This window comes from Bacillus pumilus (assembly GCF_900186955.1).
Classification (GTDB): domain Bacteria; phylum Bacillota; class Bacilli; order Bacillales; family Bacillaceae; genus Bacillus; species Bacillus pumilus.
Map to the genome: position 1 here is coordinate 1,041,514 of NZ_LT906438.1, position 21,073 is coordinate 1,062,586.

Genomic DNA, 21,073 nt, shown 5'->3' on the forward strand with positions numbered 1-21,073 from the left:
CAATGAATCCTTTCTCTTGATAGAGGAAGGATTTTTGATTTGAAATTAGACATCTTGAACCCGAAGCGATATATTTTAATGGAAGGAATTGCTTTCACACAAAGGAGGAAATGCCGAATGACTACTGAAGTAAACGAAACCGTTCAGCTAATTCAAAAGCTCGTATCGATCCCAAGTCCGTCAGGGAATACAGAAAAGGTGATCGGCTTTGTTGAACGCTTTTTACAAGATGTAAATATTGAGACAAAACGAAATCGTAAGGGCGGCTTAATTGCTACTATTAAAGGAACTGATGACAAGGAACACCGCATGCTGACAGCACATGTCGATACGCTCGGTGCAATGGTAAAGGAAATTAAATCAAATGGACGGCTTCGTCTTGCACTCATTGGAGGCTTTCAATATAACTCAATTGAAGGCGAATATTGTGAAATTGAAACAGCAACAGGTCATACATACACAGGTACTATTCTTATGCATCAAACGTCCGTTCATGTCTATGCGGATGCTGGAAAAGCAAAACGAAACCAAGAAAATATGGAGATTCGTCTCGATGAAAAGGTGAAAAATGCAGACGATGTCAAAGCACTTGGGATTCAAGTAGGGGACTTTATCTCATTTGATCCTAGAGTGGAAGTGACTTCATCAGGTTTTATTAAATCAAGACACCTTGATGACAAGGCAAGTGTAGCGCTTTTGCTACGACTCATCCACCGCATTCAAAAGGAAAATATCACACTGCCGCATACGACGCACTTCTTAATTTCCAATAATGAAGAGATTGGCTACGGCGGTAACTCCAATATTCCAGAAGAAACGGTGGAATATCTTGCTGTCGATATGGGAGCGATCGGCGATGGTCAATCAACAGATGAATACAGCGTGTCTATTTGTGTGAAGGACTCAAGCGGTCCTTATCATTATGGATTACGCAAGCATTTAGCTGCATTAGCAGAAGAGAACAACATAGATTACCGTTTAGATATTTACCCTTATTACGGCTCTGATGCATCAGCAGCGATTCGAGCAGGGCATGATATCATTCATGGACTGATTGGTCCAGGGATCGATTCCTCGCATGCTTTTGAACGAACGCATGAAGATTCCCTTGTCCATACAGCGAATCTTCTTTATCACTACGTGCAATCATCCTTAATCACAGTATAAAAAAAGAACCCCATTTATCGGGGTTCTTTTTCATTAGCTTGAAAGCTGTGTCGGTTCAGGTACATCTTGTCCAGTCATCACGCGATGTCCTTTTTCAGGGTCATATTGCCCTTCCCATTTAGACATCACAACAGCTGCAAGTGCATTTCCTGTTAAGTTAACAACTGTTCGCGCCATATCCATGATACGATCCACACCTGCAATAAATGCAAGACCTTCAGCAGGAACACCAATCGTTCCTAATGTGGCGAGTAATACAACAAAGGACGTACCAGGAACGGCAGCCATTCCTTTAGATGTCACCATCAGCACAAGAACAAGTGTGAGCTGCTGGACGATCGTGAGGTCAATGCCGTATACCTGTGCAAGGAAAAGCGCAGCAATCGCTTGATACAAGACGGAGCCGTCCAGGTTAAACGTATAACCGATTGGGATAACAAAAGAAACAATTCCCTTCGGACATCCAATGCGCTCCATTTTATCCATGACTCTTGGTAAAACTGTTTCAGAGCTTGATGTACTAAAGGCAAGAAGCATTTCGTCTTTCATGTAAGCAAGAAATCTGAAAATATTGACGCCAATCATCTTTCCAATAATTCCGAATACAACGATAAGGAAGAGAGCGAGCGCAAAATAAACAAGACCTACAAGCTTACCTAATGAAATAAGAGATTCAAGACCAAATTTTGATACAGTCACGCCAATGAGTGCGAAGACACCAAATGGTGCAGCTTTCATCACAACATTGACGACATGGAACATGGCGTGTGATACACCTTCAAAGAAGGCGAGCACTGGTTTGCCGCGTTCACCAATGGCAGAAACGCCAAGAGCAAATAGCACAGTGAAGAAAATAATCGCAAGCAAATCACCTTCCGCCAATGATTGGAAGAAGTTCGTTGGAACGATATGAAGGAACGTATCAGCAACTGATTTGCTGCTTTGCTCTTTTTCCGTTTCAACATACTGGCTAATATCTTGTTTTTCCGTATTTCCAAAGTCAACGCCTGCACCAGGTTGAACAAAGTTAGCAAGCACAAGACCAAGGATAATCGCAAATGTTGTGATAATTTCAAAATAAAGAATGGTTCTAAAACCAAGCTTCCCTACCTTTTTACCATCACCGGCACCTGCAACTCCTAAAATTAAGCTAGATACGACAATTGGTATAACAATCATCTTAATGAGTCTTAAGAAGAAGTCTCCAATTGGTTTTAAATAAGTCTCAACGCCTGGGTTACCGAAAAAGATTGCCCCAACAACGACACCGAGAATAAGACCGATTAGGATTTGTGTCGCTAATCCAAATTTTAATTTTTTCATAGATTTCCTCCCTAGCATATTCATTAAAGGAATATTCCCATCATATTAAGTTTTAATATATGAAATAAAGTATAACTAAAATTAAAGAGGTTCGTCCACGATTAGATTATATTAAGAAAATACAAAATTGTTTGAAAAAATGAACATTTAGAACCTCCTTTATTGATTCAAGTCAATAAAAAGTGCCTTCGGAACTAAAACTCATCAGATGAAAATACTAAAAAACCCTTTTAGGACAAGGGTTTTACCTTTTTACCTATTTTTCAGAAAAAATAAAAAGCACTTTTGACTCCAACTGACGACGGAGGAAAAAAGTGCTTTTTAATTCAATTTATTACCTTATTTAAGATAACTTACTTGTGAGCATTCCTCACATTCATTACCGTAACACTCGTGTTGTTCCATTAAATCATTTCCACATTTTGTGCATTTTTTTGAAGGCAAATTTCTAAAAAATTCTGTGATTTTTCCTAGCATTTGTCATCCTCCAATACGTTTTGTTGCTATTATTGTATTATAACAGATTAATAATTGTCAATCTGTTTTGTAACAATAGGCAAGAAGAATGCTTTTTTTATGAAAAATGGGTATATTGTAAGAAGGGGATTTTTAGAAAAGGAGGGAAAAATGACGATGAAATTAACTGTCATTGGATGCTACGGAGGATTCCCGGCCGCTGGTGAAGCGACGTCAGGGTATCTTTTTGAATCAGATGGCTTTCGTCTACTTGTAGACTGCGGAAGCGGTGTTCTTTCCAAACTGCAGCAATACATAGATATAGAAGAACTAGATGCTGTTCTCCTTTCTCATTATCACCACGATCATATTGCAGATATCGGACCACTCCAATATGCGAAGCTAGTGGGATATCATTTAGGAAAAAGCAGCGGTCCGCTTCCGATCTATGGACATACAGGTAATCAAGAAGCATTTGGGCGGCTTGCGGATGATGTACATACTAAGGCAAAGGCTTATCAGCCAGAAGAGGGTATTCAAATTGGTCCATTTCAAATTGATTTTTTGAAAACGGTTCATCCGGCAGAATGCTATGCGATGAGAATTCAGGCGGGGGATGCTGTGGTGGTGTATACAGCAGACTCAAGTTATCAGGAGGCATTTATCCCATTTAGCAAGGATGCAGATCTACTGATTGCTGAAAGCAATTTTTACGCTGGACAGGATGGATCGAGTGCAGGACATATGAATAGTACAGAGGTGGGCAAGCTTGCAAAGGAAGCAAATGTTGGAGAATTGATCATCACCCACCTGCCCCATTTTGGTCGTCATAAAGACCTAGTCAATGAAGCACAGGCGTTATATACTGGCAATATACAGCTTGCCCATTCAGGGCTTAGATGGAACAAGGAAGGAAGATAGAGATGCTGTTTATCGATAACGAACAACATTATGATCCAATGATTAATTTGGCAATTGAAGAATATTGCTTAAAATATTTAGACCCAGAAGAAACGTACTTGCTGTTCTATATTAACCAGCCGTCGATTATTATAGGAAAGAACCAAAATACAATAGAAGAAATCAACACGAAGTATGTGGAAGACAACGGCATCAAAGTTGTCCGCCGCCTGTCCGGTGGTGGCGCAGTTTACCATGACAAAGGAAACTTAAACTTCAGCTTTATCACAAAAGACGATGGGGACAGCTTCCATAATTTTAAAAAGTTTACGGAGCCAGTCATCCAAGCGCTTGAAAAGCTAGGCGTCAAAGCTGAATTAAGTGGCAGAAATGACATCATGGCAGAAGGTCGAAAAATTTCTGGAAATGCCCAGTTCGCAACACGAGGACGTATTTTCAGCCATGGCACGCTGCTATTTGATTCAGAAATTGAACATGTTGTTTCGGCTTTAAATGTGAAAAAAGAAAAGATTGAATCAAAAGGCATTAAATCCATTAGGAGCAGGGTTGCCAATATTAGTGAATTAATGGATCAAAAGATGACAACAGAAGAATTTAGAAAAATTCTGTTAAGCTACATTTTCGATACGAATGGGGATGTTCCTCAATATCAGTTGACTGAGCAGGATTGGGAAAAGATTCACGAGATTTCCCGGGATCGATATCAAAAATGGGAATGGAACTACGGCCGTTCACCGAAATTTAATTTACAGCATTCTAAAAGATTCTCAGCAGGCTCCATTGATCTTCGATTAGAAGTGAAAAAAGGGATGATCCAGGACTGCAAGATCTTTGGTGATTTCTTCGGTGTAGGGGATATTGCTGATATTGAAAAAAGACTCATTGGGCAACAATATGATCGCAAAACGATCAGCGACGTATTAGAAGATATGGACATGCGCCACTACTTCGGCAATGTATCAAAAGAGGATTTTCTTGATTTGATTTATTAAGAGGGACAAGCACGGCTAGAGATAGCGGTGCTTTTTTGATTGAAAGAATTGAAAGCGATTTACATTTGATCTTGTGGATTTTTTCGATTGTCTATTATAATAGAAAGGAGGAATGTTTGGCCATAAAATGAATGGTTATTCATTCATTGATGACATGTAAGGGGTGGGAGAATGGATTTGATCAAAAATCTAGAGCAGACGGCGATGACGAAAGGAGAAGATATCGCACTGATCTTTGAAGGAAATCAGTGGACCTATCGAGAGCTCATGACAAGTATCGAGCGCTTTGCAGATGGATTAGTGGGCGAAGGATTTCAAGCCGGGGATCATATCGCGCTTATTTTAGGAAATTCACCGCATTTTGTCATTTCTTTTTTTGGTGCTTTAAAAGCCGGGCTTGTCGTAGTACCAATCAATCCAACATACACGCCTAGTGAAATTGGCTATATGCTGATTACAGGTGATGTAAAAGGCATTGTTGCCCCTGAACAACTGCTACCAGTGTACGAGCAAGTGTATGAACAGCTTCCGTCTATTGAACGGGTGATTATTTGTGCAGAAAATGAATCTGCGTGCAGATCAAGTTTTAAGGAAGTATCAGATCAACTTGTCTTCTTTGGAAAGCTTGTGTCTGGTCATTCGAAAGAGAACGTGCATCCATCTATTCATCAGGACGATACGGCAGTTATTTTATTTACATCTGGCACGACAGGAAAACCAAAGGGTGCGATGCTGACTCATTTCAACCTGTATTCAAATGCCAGAGACGTTGCTGAGTACCTATCCATTGATGAAAAGGACAAGGTGATCGCCGCATTGCCGATGTTCCACGTATTTTGTTTAACGGTTTGTATGAATGCACCATTGATTCATGGCGCGACCATCTATGTCCTGCCGCATTTCAGCCCATCAGAGCTTTTGCGTATGATGGAAAAAGAGAAGCCAACGTTATTTGTTGGTGTTCCAACTATGTATAACTATTTGTACCGCCAGGAAGGGCATGAGAAAGCAATGTCCTCTGTGAGGATTTGTATATCAGGCGGTGCCTCAATGCCTGTTGCTTTACTTCACGGTTTTGAGAAAAAATTTGGTGTCACGGTGCTGGAGGGTTACGGATTATCAGAGGCTTCCCCAGTAACTGCATTCAATCCTCTTGATGGAAAAAGAAAACCCGGTTCAGTCGGGACCGACATTATGAATGTGAAGAATAAGATTGTGAATGAACTGGGAGAAGAAGTCGGTCCAAATGAAGTCGGAGAGCTCATAGCAAAAGGACCCAACATTATGAAAGGCTATTATCAAATGCCAGAAGATACTGAAGCTGCACTAAGAGACGGATGGCTGTACACCGGTGATTTAGCAAGAAGAGATGAAGAAGGATACATTTATATTGTCGATCGGAAAAAGGATATGATTCTTGTTGGCGGTTATAATGTGTATCCAAGAGAAGTAGAAGAAGTGCTTTATCAACATGAAGCTGTAGCAGAAGCCGTTGTCATCGGTGTGCCAGATCCGAACACCGGAGAGGCTGTCGTCTGTTACATTTCCCCCAAGAAACATGCTCACATCGATCAAGAAGACATCATCACACATTGTTCACGCTTTTTAGCGAAATATAAGCAGCCCCAAACGATCCATTTCATAGATGATATTCCAAAGAACACAACAGGTAAAATTTTAAGAAGAGCACTAAAGGAAAAGTATCAAGCAGAGGAAAGTAAATAAGAAAAGGGGGTCTCTTATGAAGAGACTCCCTTAGTGTGCTAAGGTTCTATCACGCTGATAAGAAGACAAAGGGATAAAATAAAATTTCAGCCCTTTAGAATGGCTTCTTTTAACTGTTTCTGAAAAGAATTAGACTGTTTTTGATTCAGCTCATAATAAGTCCCATCTACTAAAAAAACGACCTGTGAACGGTTTGTCCAAAGCTGAAAGGTGGTGCCGTTTGTTCGGCCGTACATCACCTTGGCGATATAATCTGGTTTCTTTAAATTTTTCTTGAGATGATTGCTTGTTTGTTTGCCTTTGTTTAATTCTTCTATTAAGTCTTCTGCTGTGTCCTTATCATCTATTTCATAAGAAGTGGACTCGTTTTCAGATGAAAGGAGCAATTTTTCAGCTCGATTCTCATCAAAGATTTCGCTCGTCCGGCTGAATACATAAAAGAAGGTAATAAGTAAAAGTCCAAAGATCACAACTCCTGCAAGGATTTTCTTCATTTCGATCCTCCAACTCTCTATTTTATATGTAGCATCTCCGATTTTCGAGTAGCATAATCATTTTTTTCGTGAAAGCTTTTTCAGATAGGGCATGCTATGATGGAGCCACATGAGACAGGTTCTAAACAAAATAATGGATGATTAGAATAGAGAGAGGGATGGAAAGGAGGCTGACATGTGCGAGTACGTAAATGGGTAGCTCTTGCAACGGTAGCATACATATTGTACGGTCTTTTTATTTATTCTTATTTGTTTCTATTTGGGGATGCAGCGGTTCCTGATAGTGTAAAAGGAACAAGTGCAGATCCGCATACCTTTATGACAAGCCATGAGCTTGTCATCAGCGAGAATTTCTCGAGATTACGTAACTTACTATTTTTCATGACAATTCCATTAGATTGGTATGTCTTTTTTCTTCTGCTCATTTCAGGGTTTTCACGAAAATTAGAAGAATGGAGCCTGGCAGCAGCTCGTTTCACATTTTTAAGTAAACTTGTATATGTGTTTGTGCTATCGCTTTTGACAATGCTGATCTCATTTCCCATTAAGTGGATTGGTTATCAGCTGTCTTTGCACTACGGAGTATCTGCTCAAAGTACGGCAAGCTGGTTGAAAGATCAAATTCTAGATTTCTGGATTCAATATCCGCTTCTTGCTCTATGTGCAATTGTATTCTTTTGGCTTATTCAAAAAAGAAGAAAGCGCTGGTGGCTGTATGCCTGGTGTTTGACAGTTCCATTCACGCTATTTCTCTTCTTTATACAGCCGGTCGTCATTGATCCGTTATATAACAATTTTTATCCACTAAAGGATCAAGCTCTTGAGAACAAGATCTTAACACTTGCAGACAAAGCTCATATCCCGGCAGGTCATGTATATGAGGTCAATATGTCTGAGAAAACGAACACGATGAATGCTTATGTCACAGGAATTGGTGAAAATAAGCGTATTGTGTTATGGGATACGACACTGCAAAAGCTGAAAGATCGCGAAATTTTATTTATCATGGCACATGAAATGGGACATTACGTCATGAAGCATGTCTATATAGGATTAGCAGGATATCTAGTACTGTCACTTGCGGGATTTTTTGCGATCGACCGTCTCTATTTTTATTTCTATCGTAAAGGAGCAGTTCTATTTCGGCTGAGGGAGCCGCGCGACATCGCTGCTCTTCCGATTCTTCTCATGATTGTATCGATGCTGTCATTTGCAGCATCACCTTTTACAAATGCAGTTTCAAGACATCAAGAACGTGCAGCTGATGAGTATGCGCTAAACCTGACAAAAGACGGAGAGGCAGGGGTGACGTCTTTTCAAAAGCTTGCAAAATCAGGGCTGTCTCAGGTGAATCCGCCACTTTTAGTGAAGGTCTTCCGCTACGGGCACCCAACTATGATGGAGAGAATCATGGAAATGGAAAAAGCAGCGGAAAAAGAGGAAACGTCGAGGAAGCAATAAATAAAAAAATCCGGCTGTATTAGCCGGATTTTATTTATTGTTTAGTTAGAAGCCGCTTGAACGTTGATTAACCCTTTTCCGTAATAGAAGGAGTTACCAAGCGGTGTTGCTGTGTTTTCTAAGCGCTGGCGAACCTGAGAAGTTGATAGATTCGGGTACTTAGAAAGGATAAGCGCTGCTGCTCCTGCTACATGAGGAGACGCCATAGACGTTCCAGTATAAGATGTGTATCCACTGCTTGGTACTGTACTTAAAATAGAAGTACCAGGTGCAGAAACATCTAATTCAGGACCTGCGCTAGAAGACGAATTTCTGACATTGTTGCTGTTTACATTGGCAACGGCAATGGTAGAATCATATTTTGCTGGATAGCCAACTGTACTAGTAGAACCAGTGGAACCTGAGTTACCTGCAGCCGCCACAACAACGACTCCGCGGTTATTCGCTGTATCAACGGCATTTTTAAGCGCTGTTGAACCATTTGGTCCGCCTAAGCTCATGTTGATGACATCCATATTATTGGCTACTGCCCATTCAATACCGCTAATGATCCAGCTATATTGTCCGTCGCCATAGCGGTCTAATACTTTAACAGCATATAGGGAAGCACTTGGAGCGACCCCAAGAACACCAATTGTGTTATCAAGGGCAGCAATGGTTCCGGCTACGTGAGTTCCATGTGATTGAAAGTCTTGGGTGGCATTTGGCTCTGAAGGGACGAAGCTGGCACCGCCTGCAACATTTAAGTCAGGGTGTGCAGCGTGGATGCCCGTATCAAGGACAGCTACTTTGACATTAGCCCCTTTATAACCTTGAGCGTGTACAGCTGGAGCTTTGATTTGAGGGATTCCATAAGGGACGGTTTGTGCATATGCTTCTGCTTTGTGGTCTTCTTCTACGTAAGCAATGCTAGGGTCATGTTCAAGTTTTTTTGCGGCTTGTTCGGACATCTTTACTTGTGCGGCATTAATGAGACGATATTGCTTTTCTAGTTTTCCACCATTTTGAGTGACGGCTTGTTTCTTAGAGCTGTTTGTAGTGGCAGAGGCTTTAAAGCCAACAATATAGCTCTTTTCACTATCTGACTTTGAGACCGTCTCGGCATTTGCCATGGAGCCTCCAAACCCTGCTGAAAACAGAAGAGGGACAGCCAATAAAACACTTGTCATCACATTTTTCTTTTTCACGCACAATCCACATCCCTTTTTTCTTATTTCAGAATAATCATCCGTAGTCTATAAGAATGATCCGTTTGACTATTCTGTATATTCAGTTTAAGGGAAGTAGGCAAATAAGAGTAGACCCGAATTTTTGTGAAAGTCCTAGCGAAAATTGGGGAATTAAGTCACTTGGAAATGATGGTAAAATATGTTTATACTACTATTTCAGCGGCTATCTATTAAAAAGGAAATGTGCTTTTTTTCTTATGATCCATTTTCGGAGAAATATTCGATACCCGAAAAGCCTTAAAATAGGTAGAAACGTCTAGCATCTATTTCGAATTTCGATATAAAAAAATACTATTTTATCATTGTTTTTGTCATTTAAAAAGAACCTGTTTACATAACAGGTTCTTTAAGTAGGAGAGGATTGAGTTAAATGGCTGACCACGTTGTAATCAAGCACCTTCCATTTACCATCTTTCCATTCCACATAATTTAAGCAAGCATTGACGAGCCTCGTGTTCTCAAGACCAAGATGTTCATCCGCTAAGGTGGTGAGTAAAGCATGGATGGCAGCGCCGTGTGCCACGATCAGGACTTGTTGATTCGGATAGGCTGCTCTAACTTTCTCAATGCCTTCTACCATTCGATCTTGAATCGCTTCAAGCGGCTCCATATTTGGATACTGTTTATCTGGAAAAAGCTTTTGGCGCTCCTCAAATGACATGCCTTCAGCATCGCCATAATCACGCTCAATGAAATCATCCATGATGACAAGAGGCGCATCTATATGTTTTAAAATCAAGTGTGCTGTTTCTTTTGCCCTTGTGAGTGGACTGGAAATGACAACATCCCAATGGGCATCCTTCAAATAAAGACCCGTTTGTTCAGCCTGCCATTTACCAGTATCATTTAAAGGGATATCTGTTCGTCCTTGAATTCGTTTCGCTGCATTCCAATCTGTTTCCCCGTGCCTGACTAGGCAAATTGTTGTCAATCAAATCCCGCCTTTTCTATCTTTTCTTCTATTATACTAAAGCAGAAGAAAAAAGACTGGATTAGCGATTTGTGAGACTTGTTAAGGATTCGACTGAGCTGGCAACTTGAGAAACCGTTTGTTTGACTTCCTTCAATTCGTTCAGGAAGGTTTGAAGGTCTATTTCAATTTTTCCATTTTGATTTTTGCTTAAGTTCATGCTGCTGACGATATCATCGAAGAGCGAATTGATTTGAGTCATTTTTTCTTTACTATCTGTCACGAGTAAATTCACGTCCCCAATGTGCTGAGACACAATGGAGATTTGTGAATTGGTATTGTTGACGAGTTCAGATACGGTTGAAACCGTTTTCTTTGTGTCCTCTGATAATTTACGAACCTCGTTTGCGACGACAGCAAAGCCTTTTCCGTGTTCGCCTGCTCGTGCAGATTCGATGGAAGCATTTAAAGATAACAAGTTCGTCTGCTCTGCAATGCCTGTGACAATCCCAAAGATTTGTTCAATCTGTTTGGCGATTTCTTCTAAACGCTTAATTTCTGTTTCAATCTTTGTCATGCTGCCATCAATTTGGTTCATTTGTGTTTGTTGAATCTCTAATTCTTTTTTACCGCCAATCGATTTTTCCTCGACCTGTGCTGAAATTTGTGTGCCAGCTTGCGACATGTCTGCCATCTCATCAGATTTTGATACAAGCTTGTCCACGGCATTTGTTGTGTTTGAGAAGAGAGAAGCAAGTGAATTTGATGTTTCTGTGATTTTTGTATGGAGCTCCTGCTGCTGCTGTTCTGCTTCATCACGAATTTTAGAATATTCATTTTGGAATGTATCAAGGACAAGCTGCTGCTCTAAATTTAAGATTTTTGTCGTCGCTTTGACTGCTGTCTGATATTCTTTGAAATCTTGGATATGCTGAGCAAATAAATCCATAATTGATAGCAGAAGGTCCTGGAATGCAGCCATATACCACTTAGGCTGGAGGCCAATCCGTAAATGAACTTGCGCAATTTTAATTCGTTTTGCCACATAGGCTTCATCAACCACACCTGCAAACATTTCACTAATATGAATGCGGAGTGTTTTTTTCAAACGGTCGACAGAACTATTATCTTGAATGATATGCATCAAGGAAGATTCGACTTCTAAATTTTTATAAAATTTATCAACGATACGTGCAATATCCTCCTGAACAATTGGATTGAGCTGTTTTAGAATAAATAGGTCATGCTGCGTCAGGTCTATCATTTTAATTTGTTTCGCGATATCCGTATTGTCCGAAAAGTTGATACGTTTTATCCCATCATCCTGCTGTGTGAAAAAAGCAGTGTTTTTTCTTTTCGTCTCTTTTTTAAATAACAATGTTTTTGTCCCCCTATAATCATCACAAATTATCAGACTTTATATTATCTATCGGATAATATTGGATTTTTTAAAGGGGATCAGTAAAATTTTACTGTTCTTTATAAGACCTTTTTAGTGGTTTCTTTGCTGGGCCTTCTACTACCTCTCCAGTAATGGAGAAACGTGAACCGTGACACGGGCAATCCCAAGTGCGGTCGCTATTATTCCAAGCGACTTCACAGCCTAGGTGAGTACACGTTGTATCGACAAGAAAGATATTCCCATCCTCTGATTTAAAGGCGCCGCATTTTTTATGCTCGTACGATACAATGCCGCCTTCACCTGGCTTTAAATCATCAATGGTTTGATCGGTTCGTTTTAATTTACCACTGATCAGCTTGGCAGCGACATTGCTGTTTTCTTTAACGAAATCTTTGACGAAAGAATCAGAAACAGGTCTTGATGGCGTAAAAATGGATTCGTATGGATTCGATTTTCCTTCAATCAAATCACCGATAAGAGTAGCTGCCGCGTGGCTTGTCGTCATGCCCCATTTTCTAAAACCGGTCGCAACGAAGATATTTTGATGGTGCTTGGTTAGGCGGCCAATGTAAGGGATTTGATCCATTGTGACCATATCGTGTGTCGACCAGCGATACAGCACCTCTTCAATTCCAAGGGTAGCGTCTCCAAACCTTTCTAGTCCTTCATAGTGAGCAGATTCATCCCCGCCTTGTCCAGTTTTATGACCTTCTCCTCCGATGAGAACGACTTCCTCACCATGCCATTCTGTCGTTCTTAAAGAATGAGCAGGCTGGTCGATCCCTAAGTACATTCCATCTGGGAGCGGCTTCGTTGTTTTGGCTGCTACCACATAAGATTGCTCTGGGTGAATGCGCGTGAAATAAAGTCCCTTTCCATCATAAAAAGGAAAGTGCGAACAGGATATGATATAGCGGCCTGTCAGGTGATGGTCGTCTTTTGTGACGACAGCAGGGCGGTTTCCTTCTTTTACGTCAACAGCAGTTGTCTGTTCATAAATACGTACACCACGCTCTAGGAGCTGGTCAATGAGTGCATTGAGATAATGAAGGGGATGGAACTGTGCCTGCTGCGTCATTGCTAGGGCAGCCTTGATGTCAGCATCAAAAGGAAGCGCTGTTTTCCATCCCCGATCAATCCCAAGCTGTTTGTAGGCATCTAATTCCTTTTTTAATTTTTTTACACCGCTTTCTTCCTTTGTATAAAGGTACGCATCTTTGACTTCTAGCTGACAATCGATGTCGTACTTTTGGACGCGAGCTTGAATTAGCTCTTTTGCTTTCTCATTTGCTTCTACATACAAACGGGCTTTGGGCATACCAATTTGCTGGATCAGCTCATGGTAGTAAACATCGTGCTGTGAGGTAATCTTAGCTGTCGTATGTCCGGTCGTACCTTGCAGCAGTTGATCAGCATCAATGATGATGACATCCAGCCCGCGTTCTGTCATTTCAAACGCGGTAGCGATACCGGTAATACCACCGCCAACAATGATGACATCTGCTGTGAGATCCTCATCTACTGTAGGAAAAGAATGCTTTTGACTATCCGCTATCCATAACGATTTTGCCTGTTCCAATCCTTTATGTTCTTGCTCCATACTGTCGCCTCCAGTTAGTGACTTGTTGTGTATAATTTTTCCACAATGAAGAAAATCATACATTTGAAAGGAAACTAGTCTGGCATACATAAAAAAATAGCCAACACATAAAAATAAACAAGATAAAAGGAAGGAGTGGTCAGACGTGTCAACAAAGCAGCCGAAGAAACCATTGCCGCCTCAGCATCAAAGTGAGCGTCCAGGTCTTGAATACAAAATGAATCCAAGGCCTGTTTTTGATCGAGAGATGCCGGATAAAAAATTAGCAGGGAAAACAGCCATTGTGACAGGTGGAGACAGCGGGATCGGAAGAGCAGTCTCGGTCTTATTTGCGAAGGAAGGCGCCAATGTCGCCATTGTTTACTTGAGTGAGCACCGCGATGCAGAGGAAACGAAGGACTATATTGAAAAGGGGGGAGGTCGCGTCATTTTAATTGCAGGTGATTTAGGAGATGAGTCGTTTTCAAATGAGGTCGTCAAAAAAACGAAGGATGCTTTCGGTTCCATTGATATTTTGGTGAACAATGCCGGGGAACAGCATCCGCAAAAAAGCATTGAACAGATTACCTCACATCAGCTTCTTCGAACATTTCAAACGAATATTTTTGCCATGTTTTACTTAACAAAAGCGGTACTTCCTCATTTAAAAAAAGGAAGCAGTATCATTAATACCACATCTGTCACAGCCTATAAAGGTCATGAAACCTTAATTGACTATTCATCTACAAAAGGGGCAGTCGTGACATTTACGAGATCATTATCTTTATCGCTCATTAAGCAAGGGATTAGAGTGAATGGGGTAGCCCCGGGACCCATTTGGACACCCCTCATTCCATCGACCTTTACGGAAAAGGAAGTCTCTGAATTTGGCGGAGATGTTCCAATGGAGCGTCCTGGTGAGCCAGTAGAGCTTGCGCCGAGCTATTTATTTTTAGCGAGCGAAGACTCCTCTTATATAAATGGACAAATCCTGCATGTCAATGGCGGAACCATTTTAAATGGATAAACAAAAAACTTGCGGTAAAGAGACGAGTTGCTGCCCTCTTTGCCGCAAGTAAAATCATCATGATTAATGTAAGCAGTGTTCTGCATATTGAGCTGACAGGTCGTTGAATCGTTTTTCATCACGCTGATCCAGTGCCTTATCAATCTCTTCTCTAAGGAAGGTTAAGCGCTGTTTATAAAGCGCCTCATCTAAAACCATTTGAATATAGATGTCTAAAATCGTCACGCCGTTTTCTTCGGTTTTTTGGGTGTTGCGGGACTTCATGAGCTCAGCATACGTTTTTTTCTCTTTCATAAAGAATCCCCCCGATGCCTTTTTTATAGTATATGGATTGGCGAAGAAAAAATCAACAAGAATTTATAATTTTTAGACAATTTATTTTTGAGCGAAATCGACACCTCTTGTCCAATCGACACGATGTGATATATCTTAAAAAAGGCTTTTCGATAGATCGAATGGACTAAATAATACGATAAAAAAATGATTTTTAATAAATTTTGAAAAAATCCTGTCGTTTCTTATATGTTGGTGATAGATTAATAGTATCTAAAATAACCAAAAATTAACACAGGAGGAAATGAAGTGTCAGGAATTAGTGAAACACCTTTAGATTCATACGTCATTAATCAAACAACAATGGCGATCCTTCCGGTTGAAGAAGGAAAAAGAGTATATTCAAAAGTCATAGAAAGAGAGACAAGCTTTTACGTTGAATTAAAACCTCTGCAAATTATTGAACGCAGCTGCCGATTCTTCGGCTCAAGCTATGCAGGCAGAAAAGCGGGAACATATGAAGTAACAGGAATATCCCACAAGCCTCCCATTGTGATTGACTCATCCAATCATCTGTATTTCTTCCCAACCTATTCATCCAACCGTCCTCAGTGCGGCTGGATCTCCCACAAATACATTCATACCTTCCAGGAATCATCCCTCGGAGACACGGTGGTCATCTTTACAAATGAGCAAACCGTCAAACTCGATGTCTCATATAAGTCATTTGAGAGTCAGGTGCACAGAACAGCGTATCTCCGAACGAAATTTCAAGATCGCCTTGATGGTGGTCTTCCTAAAAAACAAGAATTTATGCTGTATCCAAAGGAACAACAGCTCAACCTTGTATACGATTTTATATTAAGGGAGCTTCGGAACAGATATTAACTAAAACCAGCGGCAGCCCAGCCGCTGGACTCCTTATGTTTAGCATATCGTCTTACTTTCTCGAAGAAAAAAACATTGATAATTATATAACAAATTATATAATTTAAGTACAACGTATAAAATTTTATATAATGAGCGACAGAAAAGGGGATATGATGATGACTTATGATGAACTAGATACACCGGCGCTATTAATTGATAAACAGGTGATGATGGAGAATCTAGCTGCTATGCAGCAATATGCGGACCGTCAGCAAGTCAAACTGCGTCCTCATACGAAAACACATAAAACACCTAGTCTTGCGAAGGTGCAGGAGGAGATGGGCGCATCTGGCTTAACTGTAGCGAAAGTAGGGGAAGCAGAAGTGATGGCGGCGCATGGGCTAACAGATATCTTTATCGCCAATCAAATTGTAGGTGAGACAAAGCTGAAGCGAATTCGAAAGCTGGCAGAGTCGATACACATTTCATTTGGAATAGATTGTGTAGAGCATGTGCATCAAATTGAAGATGTCTTTCGTGGAGCAGAGAAAAAAGCGGAGGTTTTAATTGAGATAGAGGTTGGAGAAGAGAGGTCTGGTGTCATTGAAGAGAGTGATTTCCGTCAAATCTTGCAGGCGATAAAAACATGTGAGTTCGTTCATTTAAAAGGGATTTTTTCTCATGATGGTCATACATACAAGGCGGAAAGTAAAGCGCATTGTCAGACATTATATGAAGACGCTGTGAATCGAACGCTTCGATTTGCACAGATTGCAAAAGAATCAGGCATGCTGCTAGAGGTAGTGAGCATAGGATCAACACCACCGTTCTTATTTCAATTTGATATTCCAAAGGGAGTGACCGAAATCCGCCCAGGCACATACATCTTCATGGATGCCTCTCAGTCCAATGTGATCGGCACTTTTTCACATTGTGCAGCAGCCGTCCTGACGACAGTCATTAGTAAGCCAACAAATACTCGTGTCATTACAGATGTTGGAGCCAAAGGGCTCACGGCTCAAACCCGTACAAAAGGGCTGACGAAAACAAAGGGACTAGGCAAGGTAAAAGACTTTGATGATGTATTTGTTTCCAGTGTATTTGATGAGCATGCCATCATTTATCACGAAGGCTTCCGTCAGACTGTCCAGATCGGTGAGAAGGTGCAAATCATTCCAAATCATATTTGTCCCGCTGTCAATCTTCATGAAAAAGCCTATCTCATCCAAGATGGTGAAGTAGTCGAAGAGCTTGACATTGCTTGTAAAGGTAAACTTCAATAAATCAACAGGACAAGGCGACTTCGTTGGGGCATCATTATGATGACACGACAACATCCACCATGCACATGAATTTGTTGAAACCAAATCCATATATCCAGTCGTCTATTGAGTGTGTATCGGTAGACTGTCCACCAAATGACAGAGAAATGTGGATCCTTAGACGTATTTTCAAGCAATTATTCATAAATCACAGAAGTGACACGAGCCGTCTGTTACAATAAAAGAAATCATTTCTTGCAAAGTGTTCGTATGTGGTAAAGGCTCCTCCTATTTTGACCGATATGAACGAATGGGAATAAGAAATGGAGGCTCTGTATGAAAAAACAATCGCAATTGCTGCTGCTATTCACCTTGATAGTGACCTTACTAGCAGCCTGTCAGCAAGCAGGTCAATCGCCTTCAAAACAAGACACAAAAGAAGCTGCGTATGAACAATGGGTTCAGCGTTATATGGATGAGTTAAATGAAGCTTATGAAAACATGACCGACCAATTTATTTCAGATGGACAGGGAAAGATCCAAGTAAATAAAAAATTGAAAAAGGCGACGAAAGCCTTTGATCGTGTGATTCAAAAGGGGCTTGCTCATCAAGAAATTCCAGCCGCTTATCAAAAGGCAGATGAACAATTAAAGACAGGTCTTCATTCATTTGAAAAAGGAATTGGTCAGGTGGAGCAGCTATTAAAGCGCCCAGATCAAGAAAAGCTGTTTATTTCCGCTACTCATCATCTACAAGATGGATTGCAGAGGGCAGCTGCATTTATTGAAGAAGTCGGCCGCATTCAGCAATCAACGTAAAAAGCTTGGAAGGCGGACTTCCAGGCTTTTTTTACATATAAAGTATTTGCTTTAAGCGGCGCACACCTTCTTGAATCATGTTTTCGTCCGTACAGGCGAAGCCTAGCAGTAATCCCTTTCGATTGCTCTCAAAACAATAAGGACTTAATGGATAAATGCCAATGCCTGCTGCTTTTGCTGCCTCAATACTGCCTTTTTCGTCAAAGTCTGGCGCTCCTTCTAAAAAGACATGAAGACCCGTATCTGTTCCATAAATATGAAAGTGCTTGTCAAATTGTTGTGTTAAAAGGGCACCCATCATGGCAGCCTGTCTTTTTTTATATAGCTGTCTCATTCGCCTGACATATCGCGTGAATTCTCCTTCTCTGAAAAAAGAGGCGAGTGTGATCTGTTCCATAATGGGCAGCTGTCTTTGAATGAGTGATTGCAAGGAAGCGATTTCTTTTATGACCGCTTTGGAGCCGATAATGGCAGCAAGGCGGATGCCGGGTGCCAGCACTTTGGAGAAGCTTAAGATATAAATCACATGGTCGGGTGCATCTGAAAATAATGAAGGAAGCGGTCCGCCATGATAACGATAATCTCCATCAAAATCATCTTCCAGTATATAAGACTGATGACTGACAGCAAATTTTAGCAGTTGCTGCCTTCTGCTCACACTCATACATACACCGGTTGGACGCTGATGGGAGGGCGTCACCGCAATCAGCTTTGTTCTTCGTGGTAATGTATTCACCATAATTCCTTCGTCATCGACGGGCGCGGGATAAATGTTCATTTCACGATGCATAAAGGAAAGCCTTGCTCCAGGAAAGCCTGGATCTTCAACAGCTACTGTATCGCCTTTTTTAAGCAATACCTGTGAAATCAAATCAATGGCTTGCTGCGTGCCACCTGTTAACACGATTTGATCCTCCTCTACATCAATGCCGCGTTCTACAGATAAGTATTGGCGTATTTCTGAACGTACTTCCCATAGGCCATGCGGGGAGGAATAGCCCCAATCTTTCATCTCTAATCGCTGTAATGCTTTCATGAGCGAGCGTTTCCATATGTTTTGAAAATGTTCTTCGATAGCAGGTTCTTGATGACGAAAATCAATATCAAGCTTCTCATGGAATTGATTGGCCGACAGCCAGTGGTTCATTTGTTTCTCCGCCTCTTGAAAGTGTGGTCTTACCGGAAGAGGAAAAGGCTGCTCACCTTGATGGGGAGTAGAGGCTGCATAGTGGTCACTCGAAATGACCTTCGTACCGCCTCTTCTAGATGTGCTGACATATCCTCTTGCCAGCAGTTCATCATAAGCAAGCTGTATAGTTGATCTTGATACATTGAGCTCCTGTGCTAATACGCGTGTCGGTGTTAACTGATCATGAGGATGCAGTTTTTTGGAATGAATTTGTTGAATGATCCCAGTCACGATTTGCTGCCAGAGCGGTGTAGTACTTGAGCGGTCTAAATAAATATACATCGGACACCTTCTCTCATTGTCACATATAACATGATGATGACACGGAAATATGGAGTGGTCAATAGCATCATTTTTGGATATAGAAAGTAAGCCAAAAGGTGTGTACACTGTTCTCATATGCTTATGACTAGAGGAGAGAGTGAAATGATCCCCGCATCTAAAGAAGAAACAGAACACTTATCCATCATTCCATTTATATTCGTTTTATTTGGTCTTTTTATGATTACAACCGCAGTGAATTTGCAGGTGCCCCTTTATACGTTGTATGCCGAACAAGCAGGGTATGGAAAGGCGGCGACAGCCCTTGTATTTGCTGCATATGTCTTCGGACTGATTCCAGTCTTGCTTTTTCTTGGCGGAATTTCTGACCGGGCTGGACGCAAACCGGTTTTATTGGTCGCACTTAGTTTTTCGTTATGTGCTACCTTATTGATGATCGTACATCCTACCATACAGATGCTCTTTGCGGCCCGGCTGCTGCAAGGGGTGGGGCTTGGCCTGAGTGTTGGCACATGCACTGCTTATTTGATTGCTTTATATCCAGAAAAATCAAGCTGGATTCCAACTTTTATTGCGTTATGCAGTTCGGTTGGCTTTGGGGGCGGTGCTCTTTTTACGGCACTTCTTTCTTTTCAGTATGTGACGCTTGCGCCGCTTAGTTATTGGATTGTGATGGGCTTTTTAATCCTAACGATCGTGGGTGTCTTCTTTTTCGTTCCGCCTGTACAAGGAGATGCAGATAAACCGATGATGAACATGCCAACATTTCCAAAAGGAACAATGCCAGCGAATGCAGCGATTGCTGTCGCGTGGTCAGTGTGCGGCCTTGTGATTTCGGTTTTGCCAGCACAGCTTAAATTGAATGGATATGAATTATGGGTAGGACCGGCACTGTTTTTGATTAATATGGCAGGTGTCCTGATGCAGCCTTTTGTTCGCAAAATGAATAGCACAGCAGCGCTCCTTGCCGGATTTATCTGTCTTCCATGTGGATACGGTCTCTTGCTATTTGGAGCAAATAGTGGATCCATCATTCTTGTGCTTGCCGGAACGATGCTTGCGGGTACTGCCTGCTATGGATTTACTTATTTAGGCGGTCTTCAGCTTATTGTCGAGCGGGGAAAAAAGGAGGCAGCTAGAGCCGTTGCCGGGTTTTATTTGTTTGCCTATTTAGGTCTGGGTCTTCCAAGTGTTTTTGTCGGGCTCTTCGCTGATCTGTTCGGAACTCAGATGGTGTTAACTGTCTTTTTCTTGGTCGTTTTGGCAGCTTGTCTCATCCTTTTGATGTCAAGTGTCAGACAGAAACAAAAGTGAGGAGTCTTGCTTTCTCTTTTGCCTTCCATTCGTTTAAAATAAAGGCATGAGAGGGGAAGATGACATGAAAAAAGTGCAGCTGGACGGCGCGTCGTGCAGGTCGCAAGAAGAGCTTCATGACCAACTAAAAAAAGTTTTACACCTTCCTGACTATTACGGGAAAAATCTTGATGCTCTATGGGACTGTTTGACAGGAGAAGTAAATCTGCCAGTAGAGCTGACATGGGTGAATTTTGACACGAGCAAGGATGCTCTTGGCGAGTATGCAGAAAGCGTAAAGCAGTTATTTCAAGAAGCAGAAGAGGAATTGAAGGGACAATTTCAAGTGAGTATTCAATAACGATGAAAAAGCAGCCGACATTAGAGGCTGCTTTTTTC

20 protein-coding genes and 1 pseudogene are annotated in these 21,073 nt (G+C 41.3%); 11 read left to right on the forward strand and 10 right to left on the reverse strand.

Translation table 11 applies throughout. The features are described 5' to 3' along the window. Positions 1-117: 117 nt before the first annotated feature. Positions 118-1,167, forward strand: a complete 1,050-nt coding sequence (locus CKW02_RS05175) for a M42 family metallopeptidase (RefSeq protein ID WP_003212389.1) — start codon at positions 118-120, stop codon at positions 1,165-1,167. A gap of 33 nt (positions 1,168-1,200) precedes the next feature. Here CKW02_RS05175 and CKW02_RS05180 read toward each other — a convergent pair whose 3' ends face one another. Both CKW02_RS05180 and yhfH read right to left on the reverse strand, forming a co-directional pair. After that, the gene (locus CKW02_RS05180) at positions 1,201-2,490 is read right to left on the reverse strand and encodes a glutamate/proton symporter GltT (RefSeq protein WP_003211494.1); all 1,290 of its coding nucleotides are present in this window, start codon (positions 2,488-2,490) and stop codon (positions 1,201-1,203) included. A gap of 339 nt (positions 2,491-2,829) precedes the next feature. Next, a complete protein-coding gene (gene yhfH / locus CKW02_RS05185; RefSeq protein WP_008359029.1) occupies positions 2,830-2,967 on the reverse strand; it encodes a protein YhfH in 138 nt (45 codons plus the stop codon). 156 nt (positions 2,968-3,123) lie between these two features. On the opposite strand from yhfH, the gene CKW02_RS05190 reads away from it, so the two are divergent. The 3 genes from CKW02_RS05190 to CKW02_RS05200 all read left to right on the forward strand — a co-directional run bounded on the left by CKW02_RS05190 (position 3,124) and on the right by CKW02_RS05200 (position 6,584). Next, positions 3,124-3,867 carry an MBL fold metallo-hydrolase gene (locus tag CKW02_RS05190; RefSeq protein ID WP_034620060.1) on the forward strand — a complete coding sequence of 248 codons (744 nt, stop codon included), beginning with the start codon at positions 3,124-3,126 and terminating at the stop codon, positions 3,865-3,867. Between the two features lie 2 nt (positions 3,868-3,869). Then, positions 3,870-4,859, forward strand: a complete 990-nt coding sequence (locus CKW02_RS05195) for a lipoate--protein ligase (RefSeq protein ID WP_003211503.1) — start codon at positions 3,870-3,872, stop codon at positions 4,857-4,859. Between the two features lie 171 nt (positions 4,860-5,030). Next, positions 5,031-6,584, forward strand: coding sequence for a fatty acid--CoA ligase family protein (locus CKW02_RS05200; protein WP_034620014.1), 1,554 nt, complete (start codon positions 5,031-5,033; stop codon positions 6,582-6,584). An 86-nt stretch (positions 6,585-6,670) separates the two neighbouring features. Here CKW02_RS05200 and CKW02_RS05205 read toward each other — a convergent pair whose 3' ends face one another. Continuing rightward, entirely contained in the window at positions 6,671-7,078 is a 408-nt protein-coding gene (locus CKW02_RS05205; protein WP_003211259.1) for a YhfM domain-containing protein, read from the reverse strand. Positions 7,079-7,255: 177 nt separating this feature from the next. Here CKW02_RS05205 and CKW02_RS05210 point away from each other — a divergent pair, with 177 nt between their 5' ends. Beyond that, positions 7,256-8,539 (forward strand): M48 family metallopeptidase, encoded by a 1,284-nt coding sequence (locus CKW02_RS05210; protein ID WP_003210954.1) that lies wholly within the window; start codon positions 7,256-7,258, stop codon positions 8,537-8,539. A 41-nt stretch (positions 8,540-8,580) separates the two neighbouring features. On the opposite strand, the gene CKW02_RS05215 is transcribed toward CKW02_RS05210, so the two are convergent. From CKW02_RS05215 to CKW02_RS05230, 5 genes and pseudogenes are all read right to left on the reverse strand, one after another. Next, positions 8,581-9,726 carry a serine alkaline protease SapB gene (locus CKW02_RS05215; protein WP_034620013.1) on the reverse strand — a complete coding sequence of 382 codons (1,146 nt, stop codon included), beginning with the start codon at positions 9,724-9,726 and terminating at the stop codon, positions 8,581-8,583. Positions 9,727-10,114: 388 nt separating this feature from the next. After that, the gene (locus CKW02_RS05220) at positions 10,115-10,699 is read right to left on the reverse strand and encodes a histidine phosphatase family protein (RefSeq protein ID WP_003212274.1); all 585 of its coding nucleotides are present in this window, start codon (positions 10,697-10,699) and stop codon (positions 10,115-10,117) included. 61 nt (positions 10,700-10,760) lie between these two features. Beyond that, positions 10,761-11,372, reverse strand: coding sequence for a methyl-accepting chemotaxis protein (locus CKW02_RS20675; RefSeq protein ID WP_404841025.1), 612 nt, complete (start codon positions 11,370-11,372; stop codon positions 10,761-10,763). Positions 11,373-11,516: 144 nt separating this feature from the next. Then, positions 11,517-12,056 (reverse strand): annotated as a pseudogene (locus CKW02_RS20680) (protoglobin family protein); the annotation flags it as partial. A 91-nt stretch (positions 12,057-12,147) separates the two neighbouring features. Next, positions 12,148-13,680 (reverse strand): FAD-dependent oxidoreductase, encoded by a 1,533-nt coding sequence (locus CKW02_RS05230; protein WP_003211807.1) that lies wholly within the window; start codon positions 13,678-13,680, stop codon positions 12,148-12,150. Between the two features lie 145 nt (positions 13,681-13,825). On the opposite strand from CKW02_RS05230, the gene CKW02_RS05235 reads away from it, so the two are divergent. Next, the gene (locus CKW02_RS05235) at positions 13,826-14,686 is read left to right on the forward strand and encodes an SDR family oxidoreductase (protein ID WP_003211351.1); all 861 of its coding nucleotides are present in this window, start codon (positions 13,826-13,828) and stop codon (positions 14,684-14,686) included. Positions 14,687-14,749: 63 nt separating this feature from the next. On the opposite strand, the gene CKW02_RS05240 is transcribed toward CKW02_RS05235, so the two are convergent. Then, complete coding sequence (locus CKW02_RS05240; protein WP_003210924.1) at positions 14,750-14,980, reverse strand: IDEAL domain-containing protein; 231 nt, start codon at positions 14,978-14,980, stop codon at positions 14,750-14,752. Positions 14,981-15,268: 288 nt separating this feature from the next. Between CKW02_RS05240 and CKW02_RS05245 the strand changes: the two genes are divergently transcribed. From CKW02_RS05245 to CKW02_RS05255, 3 genes are all read left to right on the forward strand, one after another. Continuing rightward, on the forward strand, positions 15,269-15,847 hold the full coding sequence (locus CKW02_RS05245; RefSeq protein WP_003212419.1) for a competence protein ComK: 579 nt from the start codon (positions 15,269-15,271) through the stop codon (positions 15,845-15,847). Between the two features lie 158 nt (positions 15,848-16,005). Next, entirely contained in the window at positions 16,006-17,112 is a 1,107-nt protein-coding gene (locus tag CKW02_RS05250; RefSeq protein ID WP_034620012.1) for a D-TA family PLP-dependent enzyme, read from the forward strand. Positions 17,113-17,427: 315 nt separating this feature from the next. Further along, positions 17,428-17,910, forward strand: coding sequence for a hypothetical protein (locus CKW02_RS05255; RefSeq protein ID WP_003211388.1), 483 nt, complete (start codon positions 17,428-17,430; stop codon positions 17,908-17,910). A gap of 31 nt (positions 17,911-17,941) precedes the next feature. On the opposite strand, the gene pdxR is transcribed toward CKW02_RS05255, so the two are convergent. Then, positions 17,942-19,381: a MocR-like pyridoxine biosynthesis transcription factor PdxR gene (pdxR, locus tag CKW02_RS05260; protein ID WP_003211622.1), complete on the reverse strand. Its 1,440-nt coding sequence runs from the start codon at positions 19,379-19,381 to the stop codon at positions 17,942-17,944. Between the two features lie 144 nt (positions 19,382-19,525). Here pdxR and CKW02_RS05265 point away from each other — a divergent pair, with 144 nt between their 5' ends. Next, positions 19,526-20,695: an MFS transporter gene (locus tag CKW02_RS05265; RefSeq protein WP_003212067.1), complete on the forward strand. Its 1,170-nt coding sequence runs from the start codon at positions 19,526-19,528 to the stop codon at positions 20,693-20,695. Positions 20,696-20,759: 64 nt separating this feature from the next. Next, positions 20,760-21,035, forward strand: a complete 276-nt coding sequence (locus tag CKW02_RS05270) for a barstar family protein (protein WP_003212313.1) — start codon at positions 20,760-20,762, stop codon at positions 21,033-21,035. The last annotated feature ends 38 nt before the right edge of the window (positions 21,036-21,073 follow it).

Coding starts and splice junctions, on each gene's coding strand:
- CKW02_RS20675 (WP_404841025.1), bottom strand. CDS start 11,372: ATGGCAGACATGTCGCAAGCTGGCACACAAATTTCAGCACAGGTCGAG.
- CKW02_RS05180 (WP_003211494.1), bottom strand. CDS start 2,490: ATGAAAAAATTAAAATTTGGATTAGCGACACAAATCCTAATCGGTCTT.
- CKW02_RS05240 (WP_003210924.1), bottom strand. CDS start 14,980: ATGAAAGAGAAAAAAACGTATGCTGAGCTCATGAAGTCCCGCAACACC.
- CKW02_RS05265 (WP_003212067.1), top strand. CDS start 19,526: ATGATCCCCGCATCTAAAGAAGAAACAGAACACTTATCCATCATTCCA.
- CKW02_RS05190 (WP_034620060.1), top strand. CDS start 3,124: ATGAAATTAACTGTCATTGGATGCTACGGAGGATTCCCGGCCGCTGGT.
- CKW02_RS05270 (WP_003212313.1), top strand. CDS start 20,760: ATGAAAAAAGTGCAGCTGGACGGCGCGTCGTGCAGGTCGCAAGAAGAG.
- CKW02_RS05230 (WP_003211807.1), bottom strand. CDS start 13,680: ATGGAGCAAGAACATAAAGGATTGGAACAGGCAAAATCGTTATGGATA.
- pdxR (WP_003211622.1), bottom strand. CDS start 19,381: ATGTATATTTATTTAGACCGCTCAAGTACTACACCGCTCTGGCAGCAA.
- CKW02_RS05175 (WP_003212389.1), top strand. CDS start 118: ATGACTACTGAAGTAAACGAAACCGTTCAGCTAATTCAAAAGCTCGTA.
- CKW02_RS05250 (WP_034620012.1), top strand. CDS start 16,006: ATGACTTATGATGAACTAGATACACCGGCGCTATTAATTGATAAACAG.
- CKW02_RS05195 (WP_003211503.1), top strand. CDS start 3,870: ATGCTGTTTATCGATAACGAACAACATTATGATCCAATGATTAATTTG.
- yhfH (WP_008359029.1), bottom strand. CDS start 2,967: ATGCTAGGAAAAATCACAGAATTTTTTAGAAATTTGCCTTCAAAAAAA.
- CKW02_RS05255 (WP_003211388.1), top strand. CDS start 17,428: ATGAAAAAACAATCGCAATTGCTGCTGCTATTCACCTTGATAGTGACC.
- CKW02_RS05205 (WP_003211259.1), bottom strand. CDS start 7,078: ATGAAGAAAATCCTTGCAGGAGTTGTGATCTTTGGACTTTTACTTATT.
- CKW02_RS05200 (WP_034620014.1), top strand. CDS start 5,031: ATGGATTTGATCAAAAATCTAGAGCAGACGGCGATGACGAAAGGAGAA.